This is a genomic window from Brevibacterium permense, from assembly GCF_013280495.1.
In the GTDB taxonomy this organism is placed as follows: domain Bacteria; phylum Actinomycetota; class Actinomycetes; order Actinomycetales; family Brevibacteriaceae; genus Brevibacterium; species Brevibacterium permense.
The window spans coordinates 1-22228 of the sequence record NZ_JABSSX010000021.1; the positions used below are offsets into that span (position 1 = coordinate 1).

A 22228-nucleotide genomic window follows, 5' to 3' on the forward strand; every position below is an offset into this window, starting at 1 on the left:
GAAGAACGCGTCGAGGTGGTCGAAAGGCACTGGTCGCATGATGGGCTCCTTCTCAAGTGCTGTCCCGACCCGACCGTGCTGGTCAGGCCGGGTGTTGCACTAGAAGATAGAAACCGCCCGCCCAGAAGTATCCGTTTGCGACCACTTCTCGACCACCAGTATCCGATTGCGGCCACTTTTCGACCGACTGCCCCTCAGCAGCGGGTGAGGTCGACGGACCTCAGCGCAGGGTGAGGTCGACGGCCCTCAGCGCCGCGTGACGCCGAACAGCGAGTCGGTGAAGCGATTGCCGAACATGGCCTCCGGATCCAGTCGAGCCCGCAGATCGCAGAAGTCCGCGAATCGCGGATAGAGCTCGTGCAGGTCAGCGGCGGTACGAGTGTGGATCTTGCCCCAGTGCGGGCGGCCGCCGTGCCGGCACAGGATCTCCTCGACGACGCGGAAGTACTCGGCGAAGTCCTCTTTGATGAAGCGGTGGACGGCAATGTACATCGTCTCCCGCCCCGATGCCGTCGACAGCGGCACATCATCGGCGGCGGCGCACCGAACCTCGAGCGGGAATGAGATCGCCCACCCCTTGGCCTCGATGACGTCTCTGATCTCCCGAATCGCCTCAGGCCCGGAGTCGAAGCGCAGCGCGTATTCCATCTCGTTGAACCGCACCCGCCGTGGGGTGACGAACACATCGTGACCCGGCGCCCGATACGTCCGGTCCGCCACGACGGACTGAGCGATCCGATTGATCGAGGGCACCACGGCCGGGACCTTGGCACCGAGCTCGACGGCCAGCCGCAGCGCCCCGTTCTCCACCACCTCTTTGTCGAGGAGGTTGAGCCACCGATTGCGCACCCCCGCCTCGGCGAGGTGACCCGGCCCGGCCTGCCCAGGCTCGACCCGGGTATTCGTCTTCGTCAGCACCGAATCGGTGTGCGGGAACCAGTAGAACTCGAAATGGTCGGCCCCGCGCATCCGCTCCGCCAGCCCGTCGAGGAGTTCGTCGAATCCGGCGACCTTCTCCTCGGCGATGAGGTCGAAGGCCGGCACGCATTGGAGTTCGACCTCGGTGATGACTCCGAGGACGCCGAGGCCGACCCGTGCGAGGTCGAAGATCTCCGGTTCCGCCTGGGCCGACAGTTCCCGCACTTCGCCGTCGGGGCCCATGAGGCTCAGTCCGGTGACGGTCCCGGCGAACCCGGTGAACCCGATCCCGGTGCCGTGTGTGCTCGTCGAGATCGCACCGGCAAGGGCCTGCGGATTGACGTCCCCCTGGTTCTCCAGGGCCAGGCCGAAGGGTGCGAGGAGGGCGGGAATGTCCCGCAGCCGGGTGCCGGCGTGGAAGCGGACCCGGCCGGCCGCCTCGTCGGCGGCGGCGATCCCCGACAGCGCGTCGAGGCTGACCATGACGTCATCGCCGGCGGCCACGGGAGTGAAGGAATGCCCGGCCCCGACGACCCGCAGACGGTCCCCGGCCGCTGCAGCGGCCGTGACGATTCCCGCAAGCTCCTCCGCCGAGGCGGGACCTGAGAAGGTGTGCGGATGTGCGTGGACGTGCCCGGCCCAGTTCCGGAACGCATGCCGGCCATTCACTGCAGATCTGCCCGATGCACGGCCCGCAATCGTCGCCGCGACACGTTTCGCACCGCGACCGAGCCGTTCGCCGCGCTCTGACTGCGCTTCTCTCACAGCACCAGTCCCTCTCCCCTGTATGTCGACCAGGTGTCGATGATCGTCGATCCCGAGACGACGAGGAACTCGTTGAAATGTTCGGCCAGTTCGCCTGCTTTCGCATGCCTGAACCACACGAGATCCCCGATGCGCAGCGATTCCGTGCCGGGCCCCGTCAGCGGAGTCTGCACCTCGCCGGGACCTTCGAGACCGGAGTACTCGAGGCCCGGCGGCCAGGCGATGGTCGGCAGCCGGTCGAAACCAGGAACTCCCGAGGCGATGAATCCGCCTTTGAAGACCGTCACCCAGCCGGGTGCAGGGCGGCGCACGACGGGCGTGACGAAGTATGCGGCCGGCCGATGCCGAAAGTGCGTATAGCCGTCGAAGAGGCCTGGGGAGAAGAGGCCGGATCCGGCGGCGAGTTCGGTCAGAGTGCCCTCGACGGAGCTGGATTCGAACGAGCCGGTTCCGCCGCCGTTGACGAATTCGAGGTCGGCAACCTCGCGGACTGCGGCGATGACGGCTGCTCGTCGTTCGGCGAGTTCGGCGATCGAGGCCTTCTGCATGGCGCGCACGATCGTCTGCCGCACCGAGCGTCCGGCATCGGCGGTGCCGGCGATCTGCCCCTCGTAGAACATCATCCCGACGAGGTCGAAACCGGGCCGCGCCGCGACCTGCCGGGCAAGCGCGATGGCCGCTCGCCCGTCACGGATCGGCGAGCGCCTGGCCCCGATATGGACGCGGTCGCCCAACCAGGATTCGGCCGGTCGATAGGAGGAGTCGACGTCGATGCACACCCGCACCGAGGCGGCTCCCGCCTCGGCGAGGTTCGCCCCCTCCCCTGCCGGACTGGTCCCGGCCAAGGAGGACTTTCGCCCCGCCTCGGCGAGGTTCTCTCGGACGTCGTCGATGATGTCGAGGTGGTCAGTCGAATCGATCATCAGGGTGATGTTCGTGCACGCTCCCGCCTCGGCGAACATCCGACTCAGGGAAGCTCGGTCGAGGCTGGGATAGCCGATGACGATATCGCGGACGCCGCGGGCGTGGAGGAACAGCGCCTCGGGGACGGAGAAGGCGAGCACCCCGGAAAATGCAGGGTGGGCGAGCGCCCGGTCGATGGCGGCGGGCACGCGCAGGGACTTCGTGGCCAGGCGGATCGGCAGTCCGCGAGCGCGCTCGGCAAGGGCATCGAGGTTCGCGTCGAAGGCGTCGAGATCGAGGACGGCGGTGGGTGCACCGGTCCCTTTCAGCGCCCTCCGCAGATCACTCGAAACCATATTCGGTAGTCTAGCCCGCGATGACCTACGTCACAGAAAGAGGAAGCCGATGAGCACAGAGACCACCGCACGCACCTCCGAAGCAAGCGCCGCCGGAACCCCGTCCGCGCATGTCACCGCGGCACTGCGGGACTTCCTCGACACCGATCCGTACGCTGAAGCCTCCGGCTCGGGCGAGGTGATGCGCGGAGTCGAACCGTTCACCGGTCAGGAGGTCGACCGGTTCGCCCGGAACACCCCCGATGACATCGAGGCCGCCTACGCCACCGCGCGCATTGCCGGCGAGGCATGGGCCGCTCAGTCGGTCGAACACCGAGCCAAGGTGCTCACCCGACTGCATTCCGCACTGGTCCGGAATGAGGATCTGCTCCTCGACATCATCCAGTACGAGACCGGCAAGGCCCGCATCCACGCCTATGACGAGATCCTCGATACCTTCAATGTGCTCCGCCACTACGGGGTGATGGCCGCCCGCTATCTGCGCCCCGAACGACGGCGCGGAGCCATCCCAGTGCTCACCCGCACCGAGGTCACGCGCACCCCGCTGGGCGTGACCGGGTTCATCACACCATGGAACTACCCGCTGACCCTGGGGGCGACCGACCTGTTCGCCGCCCTGACCGCCGGCAATGCCGTCGTCCACAAACCCGATTCGACGACGACGCTGACCTCGGTGTTCATGCGCAGACTGGCGATCGCCGCCGGCCTGCCCGCCGAGGTGTGGCAGCTCGTGCCCGGGCCCTCCGCCGAGGTCGGACCCGCGCTCATGGCCGGCGCCGACGGAATCTCGTTCACCGGGTCGACGGCCGCTGGGCGGTCGATCGCCGCCGAGGCGGGGCAGCGTCTGCTCCCCACCGCGCTCGAGCTCGGAGGCAAGAATCCCCTGATCGTGGCCGCCGATGCGGATCTGGAGAAGGCCGTCGAAGGCGCCGTGCGCGGATCGTTCTCCTCGGCCGGGCAGCTGTGCATCTCCATCGAGCGCATCTACGTCCACGAGGATCTCTACGAGACCTTCTGCGCCCATTTCGCCGAGGCGGCCCGCGCCTACCGTCTCAGCGCCGCGTTCGAATACGGCCCGGACATGGGCACCTTGGCGGGACCGAAGCAGCTCGAGACGATCACCAACCATGTCGAGCAGGCGCGCAGCGCCGGTGCCACGGTGGTGGCTGGCGGACACCCGGTGCCCGATCTCGGCCCCTACTTCTACGCCCCGACAGTGCTCACGGATGTTCCTCCTGAGGCGGAGCTGCATCGCGAGGAGACCTTCGGTCCCGTCGTCTCCGTCTATTCGGTGCCGTCGGATGCCGCGGCGATCGCTGCGGCCAATGACAGCGACTACGGACTCTCGGCATCGGTGTACTCGCGTTCCCACGGGCGTGAGATCGCGCGGCAGGTCGAGGCCGGAATGGTCAACGTCAATGAGGTCTACCCGGCCAGCTGGGGATCCATCGACGCACCGGCAGGCGGAGTCAAGGCCTCGGGAATGGGCCACCGGCACGGCCCCGAGGGCCTCTTTCAGTTCATGCACTCGCACACGATCGCGCAGCAGCGCCTCCACCCGATCGCACCGGCCGGCCCCCTCGACCAGGCGAAGTTCGCGAAGGCCATGACCGGGGCGCTGCAGGCCATGCGGTCCCTGCGCATGAAGTAGGCCGGCGAATCTAGGTCACCATCGGATACTTTTGGCGCCAGGAAGTATCCGATGGTGACCTATGTTTCGTGCCGGTTGTCCGATTGTGACCTATTCTCCTGCCCGGGCCGTGCTGGGGAGGAGATCCTGCGGCGTCAGGCGAAGCTCCGCCGATGAGTGGCGCTCAGAATCTCAGCGGGACTCAGCACTCAGCGGGCTTCACCGCTTTGGTGGGACTCAGCACTCGGTGGCGTTCAACGCCTCGGTGGGGGTCAGTTGACGTTGTCGAAGAATTCGTGCGCCACCGGCACGGCCGCCTCGGCGCCGAATCCGCCGTCCTCGACGAGCACCGCCACGGCCAGGTCGCCCTGGAAACCGGCGAACCACGAATGGGTGCGCGGCGGGGAGTCATTGCCGTATTCTGCCGTTCCGGTCTTGCCGTGGACCGGGTCGCCGGGAACGTCCTTGAGCGCGGTCGCGGTGCCGTCGGTGACGACTGCTCTCATCATCTCCGAGATCTCCTTCGCCGCTTGGCCCTCAAGGGCCGGAGGATCGTCAGCCCCTTCCGCGCCCGACTCGTCGACGCCGGCATCGTCGAGGGCATTGCCGAGCACGAGCTGCGGGTCCACGGTCTCCCCGGCCCGCACCGAGGCGGCCATCGTCGCCACGGACAGCGGGCTCGCCTGCACCTTGCCCTGACCGATCATCTGCGCAGCATGCGTGACCTCGTCGTCATCGGCCGGCACCGAGGCCATCTTCGCGCGGATGGCCGGAGCGTCGCCGAGCATGCCGAGCTGGGCGGCTGCGTCGGCCACCTCCTCGCCGGTGACCTTGTCGCCGGAGGAGACGAACGCGGTGTTGCAGGAGTGTGCGAAGTCGTCGGCGAAGCTGACGGTGCCGAGCACTTCGTCTTCGGCGTTCTTGAAGCTCTTGCCGCCGATGTTCGCGGTCTTCGGGCAGTCGATGTCATCGTCGGGTCGCACCCCGGATTCGAGGAGCGCCAGACCGGAGGCGATCTTGAACACCGAGCCGGGAGCGTACTGCCCGCTCAGCGCTCGGTCCCAGGCCGCTCCTTCCGGGTCGTAGTTGGCCACGGCGAGCACGTGGCCGTCGCTGGGGCGGATCGCGACGACGGCGGCCGGTTTCTTTCCGGTCGCAGCCGCCTTGTCCGCGGCTTCTTGAATCCGCACGTCGAGCGTGGTCTCAAGATCCTCACCGTCTTCGGCATTGAAAGCGTGGAGACTCGTCAGCTTCGTCGTTCTGCCCCTGTCATCGCTCGCATCGCCTTTCGCGAAGACTTCGACGCCGCCAGGTCCGCTCAGCCGATTGTTGAATGTCTTCTGCAGACCCGTGCGGCCGATGATCTCGCCGGGGATGATCGTGGCCTGGGATTTCTCGATGTCCTCGGCGCTGGCCTGCCCCACGGAACCGAGGGTGGCCTGAGCGAACCCGCGGGACCGCGTCAGGGTCTGGGTATCCTCGGTGAACAGCACTCCCGGCAGATCGTGGATGGCGTCCTTGACCGACTTGTAGTCGTCTTCGCGCAGCGTCACGACGGGGACGAGCTGGTTGCCTTCGGCGTCATCGACGGACTTCTCGAGGTCATCGGCGTCGAGGTCGAGGGAGTCGACACCGTCGCCCAGTCCCCTGACGAGTCGGCCGATGGTGTCGGGTTCGAGCCGGCTCGGGTGGACGCCGATGTCGACGACCTTCCCCTCCTCCATGAGCACTGCATCATCGGCGCCGAGGATGTTCCCCCTCTTTCCCTGATTCGCGCGCAGTTCGAAGCGACCGCCTTTGCCGAGCTTCGGGTGGATGGCCTTCTCCGTGAGATCCGCCCACCAGAAGAGCCCGTTCTTCTCCAGGGGCAGCTGCGAACTGTACTCCCAGGACTCTCCGTCGTTGTTCGCCCACGTCCAATCGAGGGTGGCCACGGTCCGACCGTCGGCCTCGGTGATGTCGTCGACGGTGATCGACCGCAGGTCGACTCTCGTGCCCAATGCCTTCGTGACGCGGTCGAACAGGCCCTGGGCGAGGTCCTTCTCATGCCAGATGTCCGAGCTCAGCTGCTCCTCGGCGAGGTCGTCGGCGGCCGCCTCTGCGGCGGAGGACTTCGTCATCGGCAGCCGGAAGAGGGCGAAGACTCCGGCTCCGGCGAGCAGCACGAGGACGAGGGCGACGGCCAGCCAGACCCGGGACTTCTTCGACATGGAACCATCCTCTACCGGGGCTCCCTCGATGTCCATTGCTCTGCGGCGAGACCGGCGCTACGTCGGCCCCACGACCGATTGTTGGGTCGATCCACGGCGGTTTCGGCGTTCAGAACGCCGTGGATCGACCCAACAATGCTTGCGGCGGTGGTCACGTGCGCAGTGACGGAGCGATCAGCCCGCGGCGACGGTCACGGCCGGCTGCTCGCGCACGTAATCCGCGGTCAGCCCGCTTCGGGGACGACGGTGTATTCGAGGACGGGACGACCGGCCGAACCGTATCGGGGACGGCGTTCGAGCATCCCGGCGTCGGCCATGGATTCGAGGTAGCGACGAGCGGTGACTCGCGAGACCCCGAGCCCTTCGGCCAGCTCTGCTGCGGACTGGCCGGGATTCTCATCGAGCAGGCTCTTGACCTCGGCCTGGACCGCATCGGGCACGCCCTTCGCGGTCGCCGCCACGGTGTGCGTGCGCAGTGCCGAGATCGCTTTGTCGACCTCGGTCTGGGTGACCTCGCCGTCGTTCGAATCACCGCCGAGGCGGTTGCGGAAGGACGAATACGCCTCGAGTTTGGATTTGAACACGGGAAAGGTGAAGGGCTTGATGATGTACTGGGCGACCCCGTAGGACAGGGCCTCCTGCACGATCTGCATGTCCCGGGCAGCGGTGACGGCGATGATGTCGACGTCGACGCGTTGGCCCCGGATGGCGCGGCAGACCTGGAGCCCGTGCCCGTCGGGCAGGTTCATGTCGAGGAGGACGAGGTGGACGCCGGAGGGATCGAGGCCGTAGATCTGACCTGTGAGAGCAGCCATTGCCTGAGTGGCATTCTTCGCCACTCCGGCGACGTGATAGCCGTCGATGCGGTCGATGTACTTCGCGTGAGCACGGGCGGCGACCACCTCATCCTCGACGACGAGCACACCGATGCTCGATTCAGGCGCAGTTGTGTCCGACATGCCGCCAGTCTATCTTCACCCGTTTGACAGCGTCCCGGATCGTGTTGCAGTCCCGTCACATCCGGTTCCGGTCCACCTGAGCGGTGCCGGCACCACCGGCGATCACCCGCCCCTATCCGACCCGCCCGTCGCCGGACTGACCGGAACCCGACCGGCTTGCCCCGGCCTGGCCTGCCCCGGTCCGACCCGCGTTCCCCGGGTCGGGCAGCCACACCGTGAGCACTGCGCCCTTGAAACGGTCGCAGTCCTCCCCGTGGCCCTGCACGTCGACGGCTCCCCCGAGGCGGCGGATCGCCTGCACGACCAGGGACAGCCCGACCCCGCGGGTGCCCGTCTGCTGGCGACCCTGCCCCTGGTCGGTCTCGACGCCATCGTGCTTCGTCGACCAGCCGCGCTCGAAGATCGCGTCGAGGTATTCCTCGTCGATTCCCGGGCCGTCATCGCTGACCTCGATCGTGAATCCGCCGGGACCGCCGGAGCCGGAGAGCTCAACATGGACTCTCTTGTCCTCGGGCAGTACGTCCTGCCTGCTCAGTGCGTCGAAGGCATTGTCGACGAGGTTGCCGAGGATCGTTGCGAGGTCGCGATCATCCCCGCCGAGGTTGCCCGAGAGGTCCGCGGTGTCCACCGTCATCTCGATGCCCGCCTCGGCGGCTTGGGCGGTCTTCGACAGCAGCAGCGCCGAGAGGACGGGATGGTCGAAGGTCATCGACCCGTCACCGTTGACCCGGTTGAGATCGTCGATGTCCTTGGCCGCGAAGTCGATGGCCTGGTCGACGTGCCCGGTCTCGAGCAGGGACACGACCATGTGCAGCCGGTTCGCGTATTCATGGGTCTGCGCGCGCAGGGAATCGGAGAAGGAGCGCACGGAGACGAGTTCGCCGGAGAGTTCGGCCAACTCCGTGTGATCGCGCATGGTCACGACCCACGTGTCGCTGGCCGCCTCGGTGGGCTGCTGATTGACGACGAGGACACGGTCGTCGGTGTAGTGGATCTCGTCACGAGCCCAGCGTCCGGAAGCGAGCAGATCGTGCAGCGCCTCGGGCAGGTCCAGTTCGCGCAGCGGCATCTCCTCCGCCGAGGTGGGACCTGAGTCAGCATCGTCGCCGGCGGGCGGCATGCCCAGCAGTTCCCGGGCTTCGGTGTTGATGAGCACGATCCCGCGGGCTCGGTCGACGAGCAACAGTCCTTCGGAGACGGCCGTGAGCACGGAGGAGTAGAAGTCGAGCATGCTGCGCAGCTCGTCGGCACCGTAGTCACCGGTGACCCGGCGCAGTCCCCGCGATGTCACCCAGGATGAGCCGATGCCGAGGACGAGGGTGAGGACGGCGATGCCGATGAGCCATTTGCCCTGCGCCAGGAAGCCTTCGCGGACCGAATCGGCGGAGCTGCCGACGATGACAGCGCCGACCACGGTGTCCGACCTCAGTCCGTCGACTCCGACGTGCGCGGCGTAGACCGGTGTGACGACGTACATGGTGCCGTCGGCCGGGCCGCCGTCGTTGATGAAGCGCACGGTCGACCTGCCATTCTGCAGGGCCTGTCCGTCGACGGCCTGGGCAAGCTGGTCGATGGAGTCCTCGGGGATCTTCCCGGAATCCGCCGAGGCGGTCTTCGCTTCCAGCGCCTGCTGGCGTCCGGGTGAGCCCAGGGTCGGCGGGGTGAGCAGGAAGTCGATGGGCACGACCGCGGCGATGTCGAAGCCGTATTGGCTGATGACGTTGTCCAGCAGCGTCTGAACGTCGTCGCGGGATTCGGAGTCGAGGTAGTCGTCCTGGCCGACGTCACCGGTGCCGACGAGGCCCAGTGACATCGAGATGTTGTCCGCGGCCGACCGCAGCAGGTCCTGTTCGCGCTTCGTGTTGAGCTGGGAGAGCTGGAGGTAGAGCAGACTCGTCGTGAGCACCATGATGCCCACGAGCATGATCGAATTCGCGAACATGATCCGCCCGGCCGCGGAGAGGCGGACCCACCGACTCAGGCGACCGACCGGTCCGGCGGGCCCCTTCGCCAGCACGGTGCGCTTCTTCTTCGGCATGGAATCCATTGTGCCACCCGCCCAGCCGCCGTCTGCCTGGGTTCAGAGCGCCAGACTGATGGGTCCGGCGGGGACCGCGGAGCACACGAGCACCTCGTCGCTCTCGACGCGGGCGGCGGGTTCGATCGGATAGAGCACGGACCCGGCGGCCAGGGACACCGAACAGGTTCCGCAGGATCCGCCTCGGCAGGAGCTCGGCGAACGGAATCCGCGCGCTTCCAAGGACTCGAGCAGGGTGCCTTCCTGCGGCTGCCAGACGAAGCTCGTGCCCGATTCCTCCAGTGTCACCTCGGCGGGCGAGCATGCGGCGATGGCCTCGCTCATCCCCGTGTTCGGAGACGCGAAGGTCTCCTGGTGGACGGCAGGAACGCCGGCCTCGTCAGCGGCGGCGAGCACGGCCGCCGTGAAGTCGCGGGGCCCGCAGACCATGACGTTGTCACAGTCGGCCACCCAATCCACGAGCTCCCGGCGGCCGGGTCGACCGGCCGTCGCGGTGTCGTGATGGTGGGTCTCGACGGGCACAGCGCCCGAGTGGGCACGGTCCTGCAACCGGTTCCACAGGCAGGCGGTGCGGTGGTCGCGGTCGACGTGGACGAGGCGGATCCGATCGGTGGCGGGCAGATCGGCCAGCCCGTCGCTGCGCAGCAGTCCGAGACTCGGGGTGATGCCGATTCCGGCCGTGATCAGGGCTGTTGTGCCGCCGAACACGCGGGAGGCGGTCATGGTTCCGTGCGGTCCGGAGGTGAGGATCCGCTGTCCTTCGTCCAGCGATGCCACGGCGCGGGAGCCCTTGCCTTGGGTGCGGACGGCGATGCGGACGATGTCGTCGTCGACGTCGGTGATCGTATAGGTTCGCCAGAACGGTGCGCCGAGGTCGAGATGGACGCGCAGGTTCGTGCCCGGTTCGTCGAATTCGCGGATCCAGCCGAGGTCGTCGCGCAGGGCCACCTCGACGATGTCGTTGCAGATCTGCCGGCGGCCGACGACGGTCATGAACCGCGGAGTTCGTGCGACCTTGACCAGGTCCCGCGGGGCCGGGCCTTCGACGGTGATCTCGTCGCCGGCCGCGACATCGCCGGTCTCGAGGATCTGCCCGTAGATTCCGCAGTGCAGATGCCCGCAGGCGGAGTTGAGCAGCCGCGGCACGTTGACGTCGACCTCGGTGGTCGTCGGGTTGACGGTCGTCGCCGGGCAGCGTTCGATCGTCGAACGGATCGCCAGGCGCACGCCGCCGAGGCGGATGATCGAACCGATGAGCGCGAACTCCTCGAACGGGGCGAGTCCGTCGACGAGGATGTTGCCGCGGAACCGCAGCGGGTCGAGCTCGGCTGCGGGAGTGGCCGGGTCGTCCGTGCCAGAGGCTGGGCGTTCCGCCTCCTGCGCGCTCAGCCCGAGGGCCGCGCGGCCCTCGTCGGTATCGGCGATCGCGGCGACCGTGGCGGGGTTGATGAGCGAGATTCCCGAGCGCTGCGAGTCGAACATCCCCTGATCGGCGACGGCCAGGCAGCGCGGGAATGTACCCTGAGGGGGTATCCGCTCGGAGAGGAACATCGCCGAGGCGGCCCGGCCCTCTTCGTCATCAGTGGAGAAAGTCGTCGACTCTCCCGTCGGGGCCGTGAGGGTCACGGTCGCGGAAATATCCTCGACCGCCTCGGCGGTGGCACTCCGGCCACCCGTTTCAGGCGCGGTTGCGGATTCGGCGCCGATCGCCTCGGGGAGGGTCGCTGCGACCCGCCATCTCTGCAGGTCGGTATCGTTCTTGAGCACGGTGAAGGCGGAGTACGAGTGCCAGGCGTCGGCCGGGACGTCGAGGCTGCCGTTCGTGAACGCCGCGATCCGGTCGCCGCGGATTCCGCGGTCCTTGACCACACGGGCCTCGGTGAGCTCCTCGGCGGGGAATCCCTTGACCGGGAACCGGAACAGTCTGGCAGCACGCATGATTCGATTGTAGGAGCCGGAGAACACGGAAGGGTCAGGGTGAGAGCAAACGCACAGCCGTCTCGGCGAGGATGGATCTTGATTTATACCCTGTAGGGGTATACCGTGTGACCATGACTGAGCACCATGGATACACCCCGCAGAAGGACGCTCTCGCACGGAGGATGAAGCGGATCGAAGGTCAGGTCCGCGGCATCGGGAAGATGATCGATGAGGACAAGTACTGCATCGACATCCTCACCCAGGTCTCCGCCGCGACAGCCGCGCTGCACGCGGTCTCCATCAACCTCCTCGAAGAGCACATCGCTCACTGCGTCGTCGACGCCGCCTCATCGGGCGACGACGAAGAAGCGCGGAAGAAGGTCGAGGAGGCATCAGCCGCCATCTCCCGACTCATCAAGAGCTGAGCGGAGGGCCGCGTCCACCCGATCGGGGTGCGACGACGCCTGAGGCTCGGACATCGGGAAGCACTCACAGCTGATAGGAGAGCACAATGACGACCACCACCATCACCGTTTCGGGAATGACCTGCGGACACTGCGAAGCTGCGGTCAAGGAAGAGCTCGGCGCACTTGCGAGCGTCTCGGACGTCGCGGTCGATCTCAACGCCGGGGGCGATTCCCCGGTCACGATCACCTCATCGGACCCACTCGACGATGCGGCGATCCGTGCCGCCGTCGATGAGGCCGGCTACAAGGTGAAGTGATGCCTCGCGAGCTCGAACTCGACATCACAGGCATGACCTGCGCGTCGTGCTCGGCACGGATCGAGAAGAAGCTCACCCGCCTCGACGGGGTCACGGCGGAGGTCAACCTGCCGCTGGAGACCGCGCATGTGGTCATCGACTCCGAACTCAGCGACGACGACATCACCGCCGCCGTCGAGAAGGCCGGCTACGGTGCCACGGTGCGCAGCCCCGGCGCCGGCGGTGCTGGTCCGGAGATCGTCGACTACGATCCCCGCCACCTGCGGCCGCGCCTCATCGGCTCCCTCATCCTGGCCGTGCCGATCGTCGCGATCTCGATGGTCATGAGCTGGCACTTCACCGGATGGCAGTGGATCGTCGCGATCCTCGCCCTGCCCGTCGTCACCTGGGGTGCATGGCCGTTCCACTCGGCGGCGTACAAGGCCGCCCGCGGTGGATCGACGACCATGGACACCCTGGTCAGCGTCGGCATCACCGTCGCGAGTCTGTACTCGTACTTCACGCTGGGCCGGGCCGTCGCCGACGGTCACGGCTGGGCGATCCCCGCCGAGTACCACGTGTGGTTCGAGGCGGCCGCGGCGATCACGGTGTTCCTGCTCATCGGCAAGCTCACCGAGGATCGGTCGAAGAGCCGGGCGACGGCAGCGCTCAAGGCGCTGCTCGATCTCGGCGCGAAGTCCGCGACCGTGCTGAGGGAGGCAGCCGCCGCGGACAGTGGGGCCGCTTCGGGCGGGGCTGCTGCGAATGGCAGCCGTGTCGAAGTGCAGGTGCCGATCGACGAGCTGACCGTCGACGATGTCTTCCTCGTCCATCCCGGCGAGAAGATCGCCACCGACGGCGAGGTGCTGACCGGTCATTCGGCCATCGACGAGGCGATGCTCACCGGCGAATCCGTGCCGGTCGAGGTCGGCCCCGGAGATTCCGTCACCGGAGCCACGATCAACACTTCCGGTGTGCTCGAGGTCCGCGCCACCCGAGTGGGTGCGGATACGACGCTGGCGGCCATGGCCGATCTCGTCTCCCGTGCGCAGAACGGCAAACCTGCCGTGCAGCGACTGGCCGATCGGATCTCGGCGGTGTTCGTGCCGATCGTCTTCGGCATCGCCATCCTCACCCTGCTCATCTGGGGCTTCGTCACCGGAGACTGGGCGGCGGGACTGCATGCGGCGCTCACCGTGCTCATCATCGCCTGCCCCTGTGCCCTGGGTCTGGCCACGCCGACGGCTCTCGCGGTCTCGTCGGGACGCGGATCCCAGCTGGGCATTCTCGTCTCCGGGCCCGAGGCGCTGGAGTCGACGCGGTCGATCGATACGGTCGTGCTCGACAAGACCGGCACTTTGACCACCGGCGTGATGAGCCTGACCGGAACCGAGCTCTCGCCCGCGGACTTCGATGTGCTCGCTCGTCTGGAATCGCGCAGCGAACATCCGATCGCCCGCGCCATCGTCGACGCTGCCCCCGAGATCGTCGGGATGGGTTCAGCGGGTGCTGCTTCGACCGGGACTGTCTCGACCGGGTCTGTCTCGACTGAGCCGAGCTCGATGGGATCGGCCGAGGAATCGGCCAGCAGCGCCTCGGCGAGGTCGGTCGAAGCGCCCGGGCCATCGGTCACGGATTTCGAGAACATCGCCGGCGGCGGACTGCGGGCCACGATCGACGGCGCCGAGGTGCTCGCCGGTCGCCCGGACCTGCTCCGGGAGCGCGGGATCACCGTCGACTACCCGACCGATTCGATTCCGCGTGGGGCCACGATCGTCGCACTGGCGATCGACGGCCAGTTCCGCGGGCTGAGCTTCGTCTCCGATGAAGCCAAGCCGACAGCCAAGGCGGCGATCGACGAACTGCATTCGCTGGGACTGAGCACCGTGCTTCTGACCGGGGACAATGCTCAAGCCGCCGAGGTGGTCGCCGAGGCCCTCGGGATCACCGAGGTCCGCGCGGATGTCCGCCCGGAAGGCAAGGTCTCCGTGGTCAGCGAACTGCAGGGGCAGGGCCGAGCCGTGGCCATGGTGGGCGACGGGGTCAACGACGCCGCCGCACTGGCCGGTGCCGATCTCGGCATCGCGATGGGGTCGGGCACAGACGCGGCGATGGCGGCTTCGGATGTCACCATGGTCAACTCCGATCCGCAGCAGATCCCGCAGGCGATCCGCCTCTCGCGCCGGACCTTGGGGCTCATCAAGGGCAACCTGTTCTGGGCCTTCGCCTACAACACGGCAGCTATCCCGATCGCGGCGTTCGGTCTGCTCGACCCGATGATCGCCGGTGCAGCGATGGCGTTCTCGTCGGTGTTCGTCATCCTCAACAGCCTCCGCCTGCTGCGCTTCAGGTAAGCGCGGCGGGGCGGACCGCGACGGAGCTGCGGCGGGGCCCGGCGGACGTCCACCCCTCGGCCGCACAGCGGCAACCGACAAGCTGCCACCCCCGGACTCCGAGCATCCCCCACTGAAAGCGCCATAACGCCCTCCAGGAGCAGGGCGTTATGGCGCTTTCGGTGTCTGATGCCACAGCAGGTGCAGGAAGTGAGATTCCCGCGAGGGTGCGCCGCAACCGGTGAGGTCGGCCGATGGTGGCTCGACAGCGGCAGGAGTTGTCTTACCGCATAACGGGGTAGGACTGGTTCTGGTTCTGAGTATCCTTGCGCATCACCCAGTTGAGGTAGCTCGTGAAGCCCGACACCAGCACAAATGCGGCTCCGGCGTAGATGAATGCGTAGCCGAAGGCGCGGCCGTCTTGCCAAGCTCGGGTGACGATGATCGCGAGGACGAGAGTGACGATTCCGCAGACGGCGCCGACTTTGATCGCGTCCTTGTAGGACACCGTACTGGTGGGCTTGCCGCCTGTGGACTTCTTCTTCGGGGTGTTCGTGGGCGCCATACCGCTCATTCTACCGGTCCGACCTGAGAACCGACTCGCCCCGTGCCCGAGATCCCTCCGGCACCGAGGCGGGCTCCGCCAAGCGTCCATCCCAAGCACCGAGGCGGCGCCAAGTCCCCTTGTGGCCGAACTCTGACGCCGGGACCTTGACCGGTGCGGGCGGATCCGACGAAGGCGCCGAACTCCCTGCGCCGATGATCAGGTGGACTACAGGCTCGGAACAGGCAAAAATGAGTGTGTGCCCGTCACTGCCAGACGCGCTTCCAGGGAGGCGCCATGCTCAGTTCACTCCAGCCAGGCCCCGCCTGGCCGTGAGCCATGCGCGGACACCACTGCACCGACGACCACCGCCGCAGGCGTCGCAGGCGTCGGCCGCCTCGATATTCCCCACTCGGCATCCCCCCGTCGCACCGTCCGCACGATCACCGCACTCCTCCTCGCGGCAGTCATGACGCTCACCGTCACAGCATGCGGCCCCGATCGCGGCCTCAAGGTCTCCCCCGAGGGCAACCCCTCCCCCTCTCTCTTCGCTCCCAACACCGAGGCAGCCGGCCAGGCGAACGAACCGTTCTCGCTCGACGAGGTCCGCAAGGCCATCGAATCGTCCTCGGGAATCGCCGTCACCGGCAGCGCCACGGAGACCGCCAAGGTCGTCGCCGACTGCGAGGATTGTCTGAAGTTCGCGTCGCCGTTCCTCAGCGGTGAACAGAAGTTCCAGCTGGTCACGGTGGCCAACCCCAAACAGCGGAATGAGATCATCGCCGGCGCTGTCATCAGCGAACAGAGGGGCAAACCCCGCCTCGAGCTCATCGCCACAGGCAATCAGCTCAAGGTCAGTCCCGGCAGAAATGGGACACTGGTGGTGCAGGAGGCCATGTTCGCTGACGGGGACAAAGCATGCTGCCCCTCCGGCTGGTCGGTGCAGGTGTTCCGCCTGCACGACGGTAGGTTTGAACCAGGTCAACGCTTCACGCGGCTTAATGGAGAAACGTAATGCACATAGTTCTGGTCGAGGATGACGAGGTCATCCGCGAAACGACGCAGATCGGACTCGAACGCTTCGATTACACGGTCTCGGCCTTTGCCGACGGCCGCGAGGGGTACGAGTTCGTCTCCGCCAACGGCGCCGACGTCCTGCTTCTGGATCTCATGCTGCCGACGATGAACGGCGCGTCCATCTGCCGCGCCGTGCGCGAACGTTCGACGATCCCGATCATCATCATCTCCGCCCGCTCCGATGCCATCGACATCGTCCAGGCACTCGAGGCCGGAGCCGACGACTACCTCACCAAACCTTTCGACATGCAGGTGCTCAACGCCCGCATCCGCGCGGTCGTCCGCCGCTTCATCACCACCGGCACCGACCGGTTCGGCTATTCCCCCGCCCCCGAGGCGGATGAGCATCACGAAACCGTCATCGGTCCCGGCGGCATGGTCACCGGCGACGGCATCCCCGAGGTCCTCGGCGCCAGCCCCGGAATGGACACCCGGGATCGACTGCGAGCGCAGCTCGAATCCGATGACACCTACCTCGGCGCCGGTGGGAAATTCACCACCGCCCCCGAGGCGGACGACGAAGAGGCGATCGGCGGCACCGAAGAGGCGATCGGCGGCACCGGGGTTCCACCTCGTCCGAACGGATCGCCCACGGTGGCCCAGGAGACGTCCGGCTCCGACGGCGGGCTGGGCCCGTTCCGCACACGACTGGGATCCCTCGTCCTCGACACCGGCCGGTTGACCGTCGAGGTCGACGGGGAGGAAGTCCACCTCACCCCGACCGAGCTGCGCGTCCTCCTGCTGCTGACCGAGCAGCCCGAACATGTGTACTCCCGAGAGAAGATCGCGTTCACGGTATGGGGATACGAATGGGCCGGCGACTCCCGCGTCGTCGACGTCCACATCCAGCGCCTGCGGAAGAAGATCGGGGCGAACATGATCGAAACCGTTCGCGGATTCGGTTACCGCTTCGCAGGCTGATCGCATGTCGCTGCGCTGGAAGATCTCTCTGCTCATCGTCGCCTCGGTGATCATCGCCGTGCTGTCGTGCTCGATCGTGCTGCGCCAATCCGCGGCACGGGCCGAGGACGACAGGATGCGTTCGACCGTGACGGAGCAACTGACGAACGCGACGGCCATCTTCTCCGAAACCGGGGTGCTCACCCTCAACGCCCGCATCGACGATCCCGAACTGCCCAAGGAAGCGCGCAAGTCCGCGCTCAAGGGCCAGAGCGTGACCATCAGGTCCGAGGTCGACGGCGAGGAGATCGTGTGGGCCGCCGCCCCGATCGAGGTCGGCTCGCACACCCAGGTGATCTCCGTGCGCGCCTCGACGAAGGACAGCCAGGAGCTCATCGGCCGCATCGACCAGGCACTGCTGGTCGGCATGATCGGCTCCGCCCTCGTCGTCGGCGGTGTGGGATCGATCGTCGCCGGCCGCATCTCCCGCAGGCTCACCCTCGGCGCTCAGGCCGCCCGGAAGATCGCCGCCGGTGACACGACCACGCGCATCGCCGATGTCATCGACGAATCCGATCAGGAGGTGTGGGCCTTCGCCACGGCCGTCGACACCGCGGTGGCCCGACTGACCGAACGCATCGACTCCGAGCAGCGCTTCACCGCCGACCTCGCGCACGAGATGCGCACCCCGCTGACCGGTCTGGTCAACGCCGCGAACCTGCTCGAAGAGGATTCCCGCCCTGCCGAACTCGTCAAGGACCGGGTCGTGCGCATGCAAGTCCTCGTCGAAGATCTCCTCGAGGTCTCCCGCCTCGACGCCGGCCGCGCCAACCCAGAGTTCACCCGCGTCGACGTCGATCAGGCGATCCGCTCCCTGCTCGGCACGATGGAAGCCTCCGGCGCCCTCGCCGGCCATCAGATCGACACGCATCTGGCGGCGCTGAATTCGACGCTGGTCACCGATGTCCGCCGTTTCGAGCGCATCGTGTCGAACCTGCTCGTCAACGCGATCAAACACGGCGGAGATCCCATCCGCCTGGAGACGAGCACGCGCAGCATCGTCGTCACCGACTCCGGCTCCGGCTATCCACCGGACATCGTCAACACCGGCCCGACCCGCTTCGTCTCCGCCGGCGGCGGCGGAATGGGCCTCGGTCTCGTCATCGCGCAGGGGCAGGCTCGCCTGCTCGGCATCAAGCTGATCTTCGGTAACGACCCCGTAACGGGAGGCGCGCGAACCGAGGTGATCTTCCCCGACGAGGAAGCCCAGGATCGTGCGCTCCGGCAGTACATCGAGAGCCGATCCGAATGATTTCGCCGAGGTGGCTCCTCACCGCCTTTCATCGCGCTGACCTGGTCTGATACCGGGCTTCCGAGGTTCCGCTGAACCCGGCCTGAACAGCGGCTGACCACCCGCGAGTGCGACTCGTCACCAAAATATGACAGGTTCTATATATTCCCGTTACACTTTTGTGATGTTGTATTGAAGTCGTCGAAACTCCGGCGGTCTTCGACGAGTCACAGTCACACGGAGAGTTATGTCAGAGTCATCATCGACCACAGAACCAACGGTGCGTCGACGGGATCTGCACAGGCGTCGCTCATCGTCCCCGTTCTCACGCGCACGCACCTCGTCACGCATCACCGGGACACCGACCGCGCCTGCATCCACTGACTCCTCGACCGAGAACCTGTCACCCAGGCGCGCGGCAATGGCCGCAGAAGCCCGGGAGGCTCAGACGTCTCCGCGACGGGCCGCAATGGCTCGTGAAGCCGCCGCGGTTCCCACCACCTTCGGCTCACCGTCTGCCTCGTCTGCCCGTCGGGTCAGCGCAGGAGCCGCCGAGAGCCGCGGGTCCGATGGTGCGCTGCTCAAGTCCGTGCGCAAGAGGAAGGTGCGGACCGTGTCCACTCTGGCTGCCGTCTCAGTGGCCGGCGCCGCCACCGCAGTGACCATGCTGGTCAACAACCTCGGCGGCGGTGCCGAGGTCACGACCGACCCGACCGCCGCCGGTGAGCCCGCCGCCGTCAATGCTGAGAAGGTCAACGCGGACGTCCCAGAGGTCAAGGGGAAGTCGTCGATGGAGATCGGCGCGCCGAGCGCCAAGCAGAAGAAGGTCGAAGCCGCGTCCCGCGCGGTCGAGAAGAGCGCCCTGCCCGGCTGCGATGAGAAGCAGAACTTCGACCAGTCCGCCGGCAACGGCGAGCTGCCCGATGGGTGGCTGTGCGACCTCGGCAAGGAAGACCACCGACTCCGTGCCGATGCCGCTGTCTCCTTCGCAAAGATGAATGCCGCATACAAGAAGGACACCGGCAAGGAACTTGCGATCACGGATTCCTACCGTGACATGGCCGGACAGGTCTCTGTGGCCGGCCGGAAGCCGGGGTTGGCCGCCAAGCCGGGTACCTCGCTCCACGGTTGGGGCATCGCCCTCGACCTCGGCGGCGGCGTCGCCTCGAAGTCCGGAGCCTGGAACTGGCTCGTCGAGCACGGAGACGAATACGGTTGGGAGAACCCCGACTGGGCCAAGTCGAGCATGTACGAGCCGTGGCACTGGGAATACACTCCCGCCCGCGACTCGATTCCCGGCAAGTGACCGATCAGCTGCGCAGTGCCCGTCCGTAGCGGCGGCGGTAGACGATCTGAGCGAGTCGGACGAACGGTTCGCCGAGCCTCCAGATGCCCAGCCCCGCCCGCGAGACCGATCTCAGGACGAGGAAGACCCGGTCATCGGCGGTGCGGACGAGGATGAATGACTCCTCTCCGGTGATCGGGTGCCCCGGCATCGTGCCGTAGGTGAAGCCGCATCGGTCCTCCGTGTCGACAACGTCGATGACCCGTGAGGGCTCAGGCAGCCGGAAGGGCCCGAGGCGCACGCGGATCGTCGGCTCCTGCCCCGGCTCCACCCGAGGCGGCAGGCCAGAATCCACTCCGTCCACGCGAGCGTCGCCATCGGCCGTCGACTCCGCTCCGGCCGCTCGCCTGACCGCGCCCGCACTTCCGACGTGGACGGCATCGACGTTCACCTCGATGTCGAAGCCGCTGCGGATTTTGACCTCCCAGTGCAGGAGCTGCTCGGCGCAGCGGTCGAACGTCTCTGTCCCGTGGCCGACGAAGTACGCGGATTCGAAGTGACGGTAGCCGTCGGGACGCTCCAGCCACCTCGGCGAGAGGGGATGCGTCAGCGTCTCTGGGCGCTCCTGTGAATGTGCGGCCATGCCTCCAACCTAACGGACGCGGGCCGTCAACCCTACGGACTCGGGCCGTGGGACTCACAGTCCGGACGGCGGGGTGGCGTCGACCGGACGGCCACGTATGATGCCAAGAACAGCGGAATTCAATCGAATGTCCGCTCAGCATCTGAGCCAGGATCAAAGGAGAACCACGTGCGCACAATCAACGGCATCGACGAGATCGAATCGCTCATCGGCCAGGAACTCGGCTCTTCCGAGTGGATGACGATGGATCAGGACGCCATCAACACCTTCGCCGACGTCACCGGCGACCACCAGTGGATCCACGTCGACGAAGCGCGCGCGGCCGAAGGCCCCTACGGCGCGACGATCGTCCACGGATTCTTCACCCTCTCGCTCATCCCGAAGTTCTCCACCGAGGTCTTCACCATCGAGGGCGTGTCGATCCGCGTCAACTACGGACTCAACAAGGTCCGCTTCCTTCAGCCCGTCGTCGTCGGCTCCCGACTGCGCGCAACGATCAGCGTCAAGGATGTCATCCGCGGCGACAAGGGCACTCAGGTCATCCTCGAACACACGATCGAGATCGAAGGCCAGGACCGCCCCGCCTGCGTCGCCGAGGTGGTCACTCTCCTCGTCGAGTGAGGCCGCCACTCCGGCAAAATTGAGTCGATAGTGGCGAAAAGTCTGGAACTCCCCGCCGGTTCCGACTTTTCGCCACATTCAGAATGGTTCGATTCATAACAGACCCGCACGGCCGAGGTGGTGTTCGATGATTCGGCAGATGTCCGACTGATTCGACCGTTTCGAGACTCTGAGAACGAACCACCCTTCGGCTTCCAAAGCGGCGATTCGCCGATTGTCTTCAGCGAACTGCGCCGGTGAGCTGCGGTGGTGATCGCCTTCGTACTCTATGGCGAATCGGATTTCCGGGTATCCCAGGTCTGGATGCAGCACCGAATCAGTCAGGCGGCAGTACACCGCCGGATGTACAGACGGCTCGGGGAATCCGGCGGCGATCAACCGTAGTCGAAGCCGCGTCTCCGGGGGCGAGTCCACATCCTCCCGGACCAATTCGATCGCGCTCTGTGCAGCCCGGCGTCCGACCAAACGCGAACGCGCGGCCAGTTCGGCGCGGATCTCAGCAATCGTCGTAAGCGGACCACAGTGCCACCTGCCCACAGCAGCGTCACCGAGCTCGACCAGTTGCTCGGTCGTCAACACACCTGCGAGTTCTGCGAATAGTTGGGGCACCGAGATGAGCGGCAGGCCGAAGAAGTTGTCTGCCCGCAACCGTACATACCGATGCAGGACCGCATCCCGCCGTCGCCGGGAAGCATTTGCCTCGCCGAGCGCCACGTGCAGACGCTTGTCGGCCGACCTCGGCAACGGCAGCCCGTACAAGCGGGCAGCAGTGACATTGCACCCGACTGATCTGGGATCGACGCCAAGGCCCGCAGTGAGCCTGACCTGGTCCCACGCCCATTGATCGTCTGCCCAGACCGGGGCGAAGATCTCGGTCTCAGGTTTCGTGTCTATCCACATTCCATGCGTGATCTGCTTGAAACGTGAGCTCGTCAGCAGCATGTGACGGGTCACCCCAAGTGCGGCCGCCTCGGTGCGAGAGAAGGGCACCGGCGCCCTCATCAGCTTCCGCGGTTTCTCGGTCCATGGCAGGATCGGCCATCTCCGCACAGGTTCACTGTCCGTCGGCGACCGTCGCGATACCAGTCTGGTCGAAGTTGCCGTCTTCGGCAGTCGTCGAGAGTCCATGACG

Annotated in this window: 18 protein-coding genes; 9 read left to right on the plus strand and 9 right to left on the minus strand. The window is 66.7% G+C overall.

From position 1 onward, the window contains the following. Positions 1-246: 246 nt before the first annotated feature. Entirely contained in the window at positions 247-1683 is a 1437-nt protein-coding gene (locus tag HK353_RS16115) for a D-arabinono-1,4-lactone oxidase (RefSeq protein WP_342589968.1), read from the minus strand. Next, a complete protein-coding gene (locus tag HK353_RS16120) occupies positions 1680-2942 on the minus strand; it encodes an amino acid deaminase/aldolase (protein ID WP_173157818.1) in 1263 nt (420 codons plus the stop codon). The genes HK353_RS16115 and HK353_RS16120 overlap by 4 nt, the downstream gene beginning before the upstream one ends. Before the next feature lie 49 nt (positions 2943-2991). Here HK353_RS16120 and HK353_RS16125 point away from each other — a divergent pair, with 49 nt between their 5' ends. Beyond that, positions 2992-4593 carry a succinic semialdehyde dehydrogenase gene (locus HK353_RS16125; protein WP_173157820.1) on the plus strand — a complete coding sequence of 534 codons (1602 nt, stop codon included), beginning with the start codon at positions 2992-2994 and terminating at the stop codon, positions 4591-4593. A gap of 251 nt (positions 4594-4844) precedes the next feature. On the opposite strand, the gene HK353_RS16130 is transcribed toward HK353_RS16125, so the two are convergent. From HK353_RS16130 to HK353_RS16145, 4 genes are all read right to left on the minus strand, one after another. Further along, on the minus strand, positions 4845-6782 hold the full coding sequence (locus HK353_RS16130) for a penicillin-binding transpeptidase domain-containing protein (protein WP_173157822.1): 1938 nt from the start codon (positions 6780-6782) through the stop codon (positions 4845-4847). A 224-nt stretch (positions 6783-7006) separates the two neighbouring features. Next, complete coding sequence (locus tag HK353_RS16135; RefSeq protein ID WP_173157824.1) at positions 7007-7741, minus strand: response regulator; 735 nt, start codon at positions 7739-7741, stop codon at positions 7007-7009. A 112-nt stretch (positions 7742-7853) separates the two neighbouring features. Next, positions 7854-9779 carry a sensor histidine kinase gene (locus HK353_RS16140; RefSeq protein ID WP_173157826.1) on the minus strand — a complete coding sequence of 642 codons (1926 nt, stop codon included), beginning with the start codon at positions 9777-9779 and terminating at the stop codon, positions 7854-7856. Positions 9780-9821: 42 nt separating this feature from the next. Next, positions 9822-11717 carry an MOSC domain-containing protein gene (locus HK353_RS16145; protein WP_173157828.1) on the minus strand — a complete coding sequence of 632 codons (1896 nt, stop codon included), beginning with the start codon at positions 11715-11717 and terminating at the stop codon, positions 9822-9824. A 113-nt stretch (positions 11718-11830) separates the two neighbouring features. Here HK353_RS16145 and HK353_RS16150 point away from each other — a divergent pair, with 113 nt between their 5' ends. The 3 genes from HK353_RS16150 to HK353_RS16160 all read left to right on the plus strand — a co-directional run bounded on the left by HK353_RS16150 (position 11831) and on the right by HK353_RS16160 (position 14756). Beyond that, positions 11831-12124, plus strand: a complete 294-nt coding sequence (locus HK353_RS16150) for a metal-sensitive transcriptional regulator (protein ID WP_173157830.1) — start codon at positions 11831-11833, stop codon at positions 12122-12124. A gap of 86 nt (positions 12125-12210) precedes the next feature. Beyond that, entirely contained in the window at positions 12211-12423 is a 213-nt protein-coding gene (locus tag HK353_RS16155) for a heavy-metal-associated domain-containing protein (RefSeq protein ID WP_173157832.1), read from the plus strand. Continuing rightward, positions 12423-14756, plus strand: a complete 2334-nt coding sequence (locus HK353_RS16160) for a heavy metal translocating P-type ATPase (protein WP_173157834.1) — start codon at positions 12423-12425, stop codon at positions 14754-14756. Before HK353_RS16155 ends, HK353_RS16160 begins: the two co-directional genes overlap by 1 nt. A 262-nt stretch (positions 14757-15018) precedes the next feature. Here HK353_RS16160 and HK353_RS16165 read toward each other — a convergent pair whose 3' ends face one another. Beyond that, the gene (locus tag HK353_RS16165) at positions 15019-15300 is read right to left on the minus strand and encodes a hypothetical protein (RefSeq protein ID WP_139467472.1); all 282 of its coding nucleotides are present in this window, start codon (positions 15298-15300) and stop codon (positions 15019-15021) included. 448 nt (positions 15301-15748) lie between these two features. On the opposite strand from HK353_RS16165, the gene HK353_RS16170 reads away from it, so the two are divergent. The 4 genes from HK353_RS16170 to HK353_RS16185 all read left to right on the plus strand — a co-directional run bounded on the left by HK353_RS16170 (position 15749) and on the right by HK353_RS16185 (position 19853). Further along, positions 15749-16294, plus strand: coding sequence for a hypothetical protein (locus HK353_RS16170; RefSeq protein ID WP_173157836.1), 546 nt, complete (start codon positions 15749-15751; stop codon positions 16292-16294). Further along, on the plus strand, positions 16294-17277 hold the full coding sequence (locus HK353_RS17355) for a response regulator transcription factor (RefSeq protein WP_173157838.1): 984 nt from the start codon (positions 16294-16296) through the stop codon (positions 17275-17277). Before HK353_RS16170 ends, HK353_RS17355 begins: the two co-directional genes overlap by 1 nt. Before the next feature lie 4 nt (positions 17278-17281). Beyond that, a complete protein-coding gene (locus HK353_RS16180; RefSeq protein ID WP_173157840.1) occupies positions 17282-18568 on the plus strand; it encodes a sensor histidine kinase in 1287 nt (428 codons plus the stop codon). 400 nt (positions 18569-18968) lie between these two features. Continuing rightward, positions 18969-19853 (plus strand): M15 family metallopeptidase, encoded by an 885-nt coding sequence (locus tag HK353_RS16185; RefSeq protein ID WP_245396097.1) that lies wholly within the window; start codon positions 18969-18971, stop codon positions 19851-19853. 4 nt (positions 19854-19857) lie between these two features. Here HK353_RS16185 and HK353_RS16190 read toward each other — a convergent pair whose 3' ends face one another. Then, complete coding sequence (locus HK353_RS16190; protein ID WP_173157843.1) at positions 19858-20475, minus strand: DUF1990 domain-containing protein; 618 nt, start codon at positions 20473-20475, stop codon at positions 19858-19860. Positions 20476-20643: 168 nt separating this feature from the next. On the opposite strand from HK353_RS16190, the gene HK353_RS16195 reads away from it, so the two are divergent. Beyond that, the gene (locus tag HK353_RS16195; RefSeq protein ID WP_173157845.1) at positions 20644-21096 is read left to right on the plus strand and encodes a MaoC/PaaZ C-terminal domain-containing protein; all 453 of its coding nucleotides are present in this window, start codon (positions 20644-20646) and stop codon (positions 21094-21096) included. Between the two features lie 93 nt (positions 21097-21189). On the opposite strand, the gene HK353_RS16200 is transcribed toward HK353_RS16195, so the two are convergent. Further along, positions 21190-22086 carry a PDDEXK family nuclease gene (locus HK353_RS16200; RefSeq protein ID WP_173157847.1) on the minus strand — a complete coding sequence of 299 codons (897 nt, stop codon included), beginning with the start codon at positions 22084-22086 and terminating at the stop codon, positions 21190-21192. Positions 22087-22228 lie beyond the last annotated feature (142 nt).

Coding starts and splice junctions, on each gene's coding strand:
- HK353_RS16190 (WP_173157843.1), bottom strand. CDS start 20,475: ATGGCCGCACATTCACAGGAGCGCCCAGAGACGCTGACGCATCCCCTC.
- HK353_RS16120 (WP_173157818.1), bottom strand. CDS start 2,942: ATGGTTTCGAGTGATCTGCGGAGGGCGCTGAAAGGGACCGGTGCACCC.
- HK353_RS16155 (WP_173157832.1), top strand. CDS start 12,211: ATGACGACCACCACCATCACCGTTTCGGGAATGACCTGCGGACACTGC.
- HK353_RS16185 (WP_245396097.1), top strand. CDS start 18,969: ATGGCCGCAGAAGCCCGGGAGGCTCAGACGTCTCCGCGACGGGCCGCA.
- HK353_RS16140 (WP_173157826.1), bottom strand. CDS start 9,779: ATGCCGAAGAAGAAGCGCACCGTGCTGGCGAAGGGGCCCGCCGGACCG.
- HK353_RS17355 (WP_173157838.1), top strand. CDS start 16,294: ATGCACATAGTTCTGGTCGAGGATGACGAGGTCATCCGCGAAACGACG.
- HK353_RS16135 (WP_173157824.1), bottom strand. CDS start 7,741: ATGTCGGACACAACTGCGCCTGAATCGAGCATCGGTGTGCTCGTCGTC.
- HK353_RS16130 (WP_173157822.1), bottom strand. CDS start 6,782: ATGTCGAAGAAGTCCCGGGTCTGGCTGGCCGTCGCCCTCGTCCTCGTG.
- HK353_RS16160 (WP_173157834.1), top strand. CDS start 12,423: ATGCCTCGCGAGCTCGAACTCGACATCACAGGCATGACCTGCGCGTCG.
- HK353_RS16165 (WP_139467472.1), bottom strand. CDS start 15,300: ATGGCGCCCACGAACACCCCGAAGAAGAAGTCCACAGGCGGCAAGCCC.
- HK353_RS16170 (WP_173157836.1), top strand. CDS start 15,749: ATGACGCTCACCGTCACAGCATGCGGCCCCGATCGCGGCCTCAAGGTC.
- HK353_RS16150 (WP_173157830.1), top strand. CDS start 11,831: ATGACTGAGCACCATGGATACACCCCGCAGAAGGACGCTCTCGCACGG.
- HK353_RS16125 (WP_173157820.1), top strand. CDS start 2,992: ATGAGCACAGAGACCACCGCACGCACCTCCGAAGCAAGCGCCGCCGGA.
- HK353_RS16145 (WP_173157828.1), bottom strand. CDS start 11,717: ATGCGTGCTGCCAGACTGTTCCGGTTCCCGGTCAAGGGATTCCCCGCC.
- HK353_RS16180 (WP_173157840.1), top strand. CDS start 17,282: ATGTCGCTGCGCTGGAAGATCTCTCTGCTCATCGTCGCCTCGGTGATC.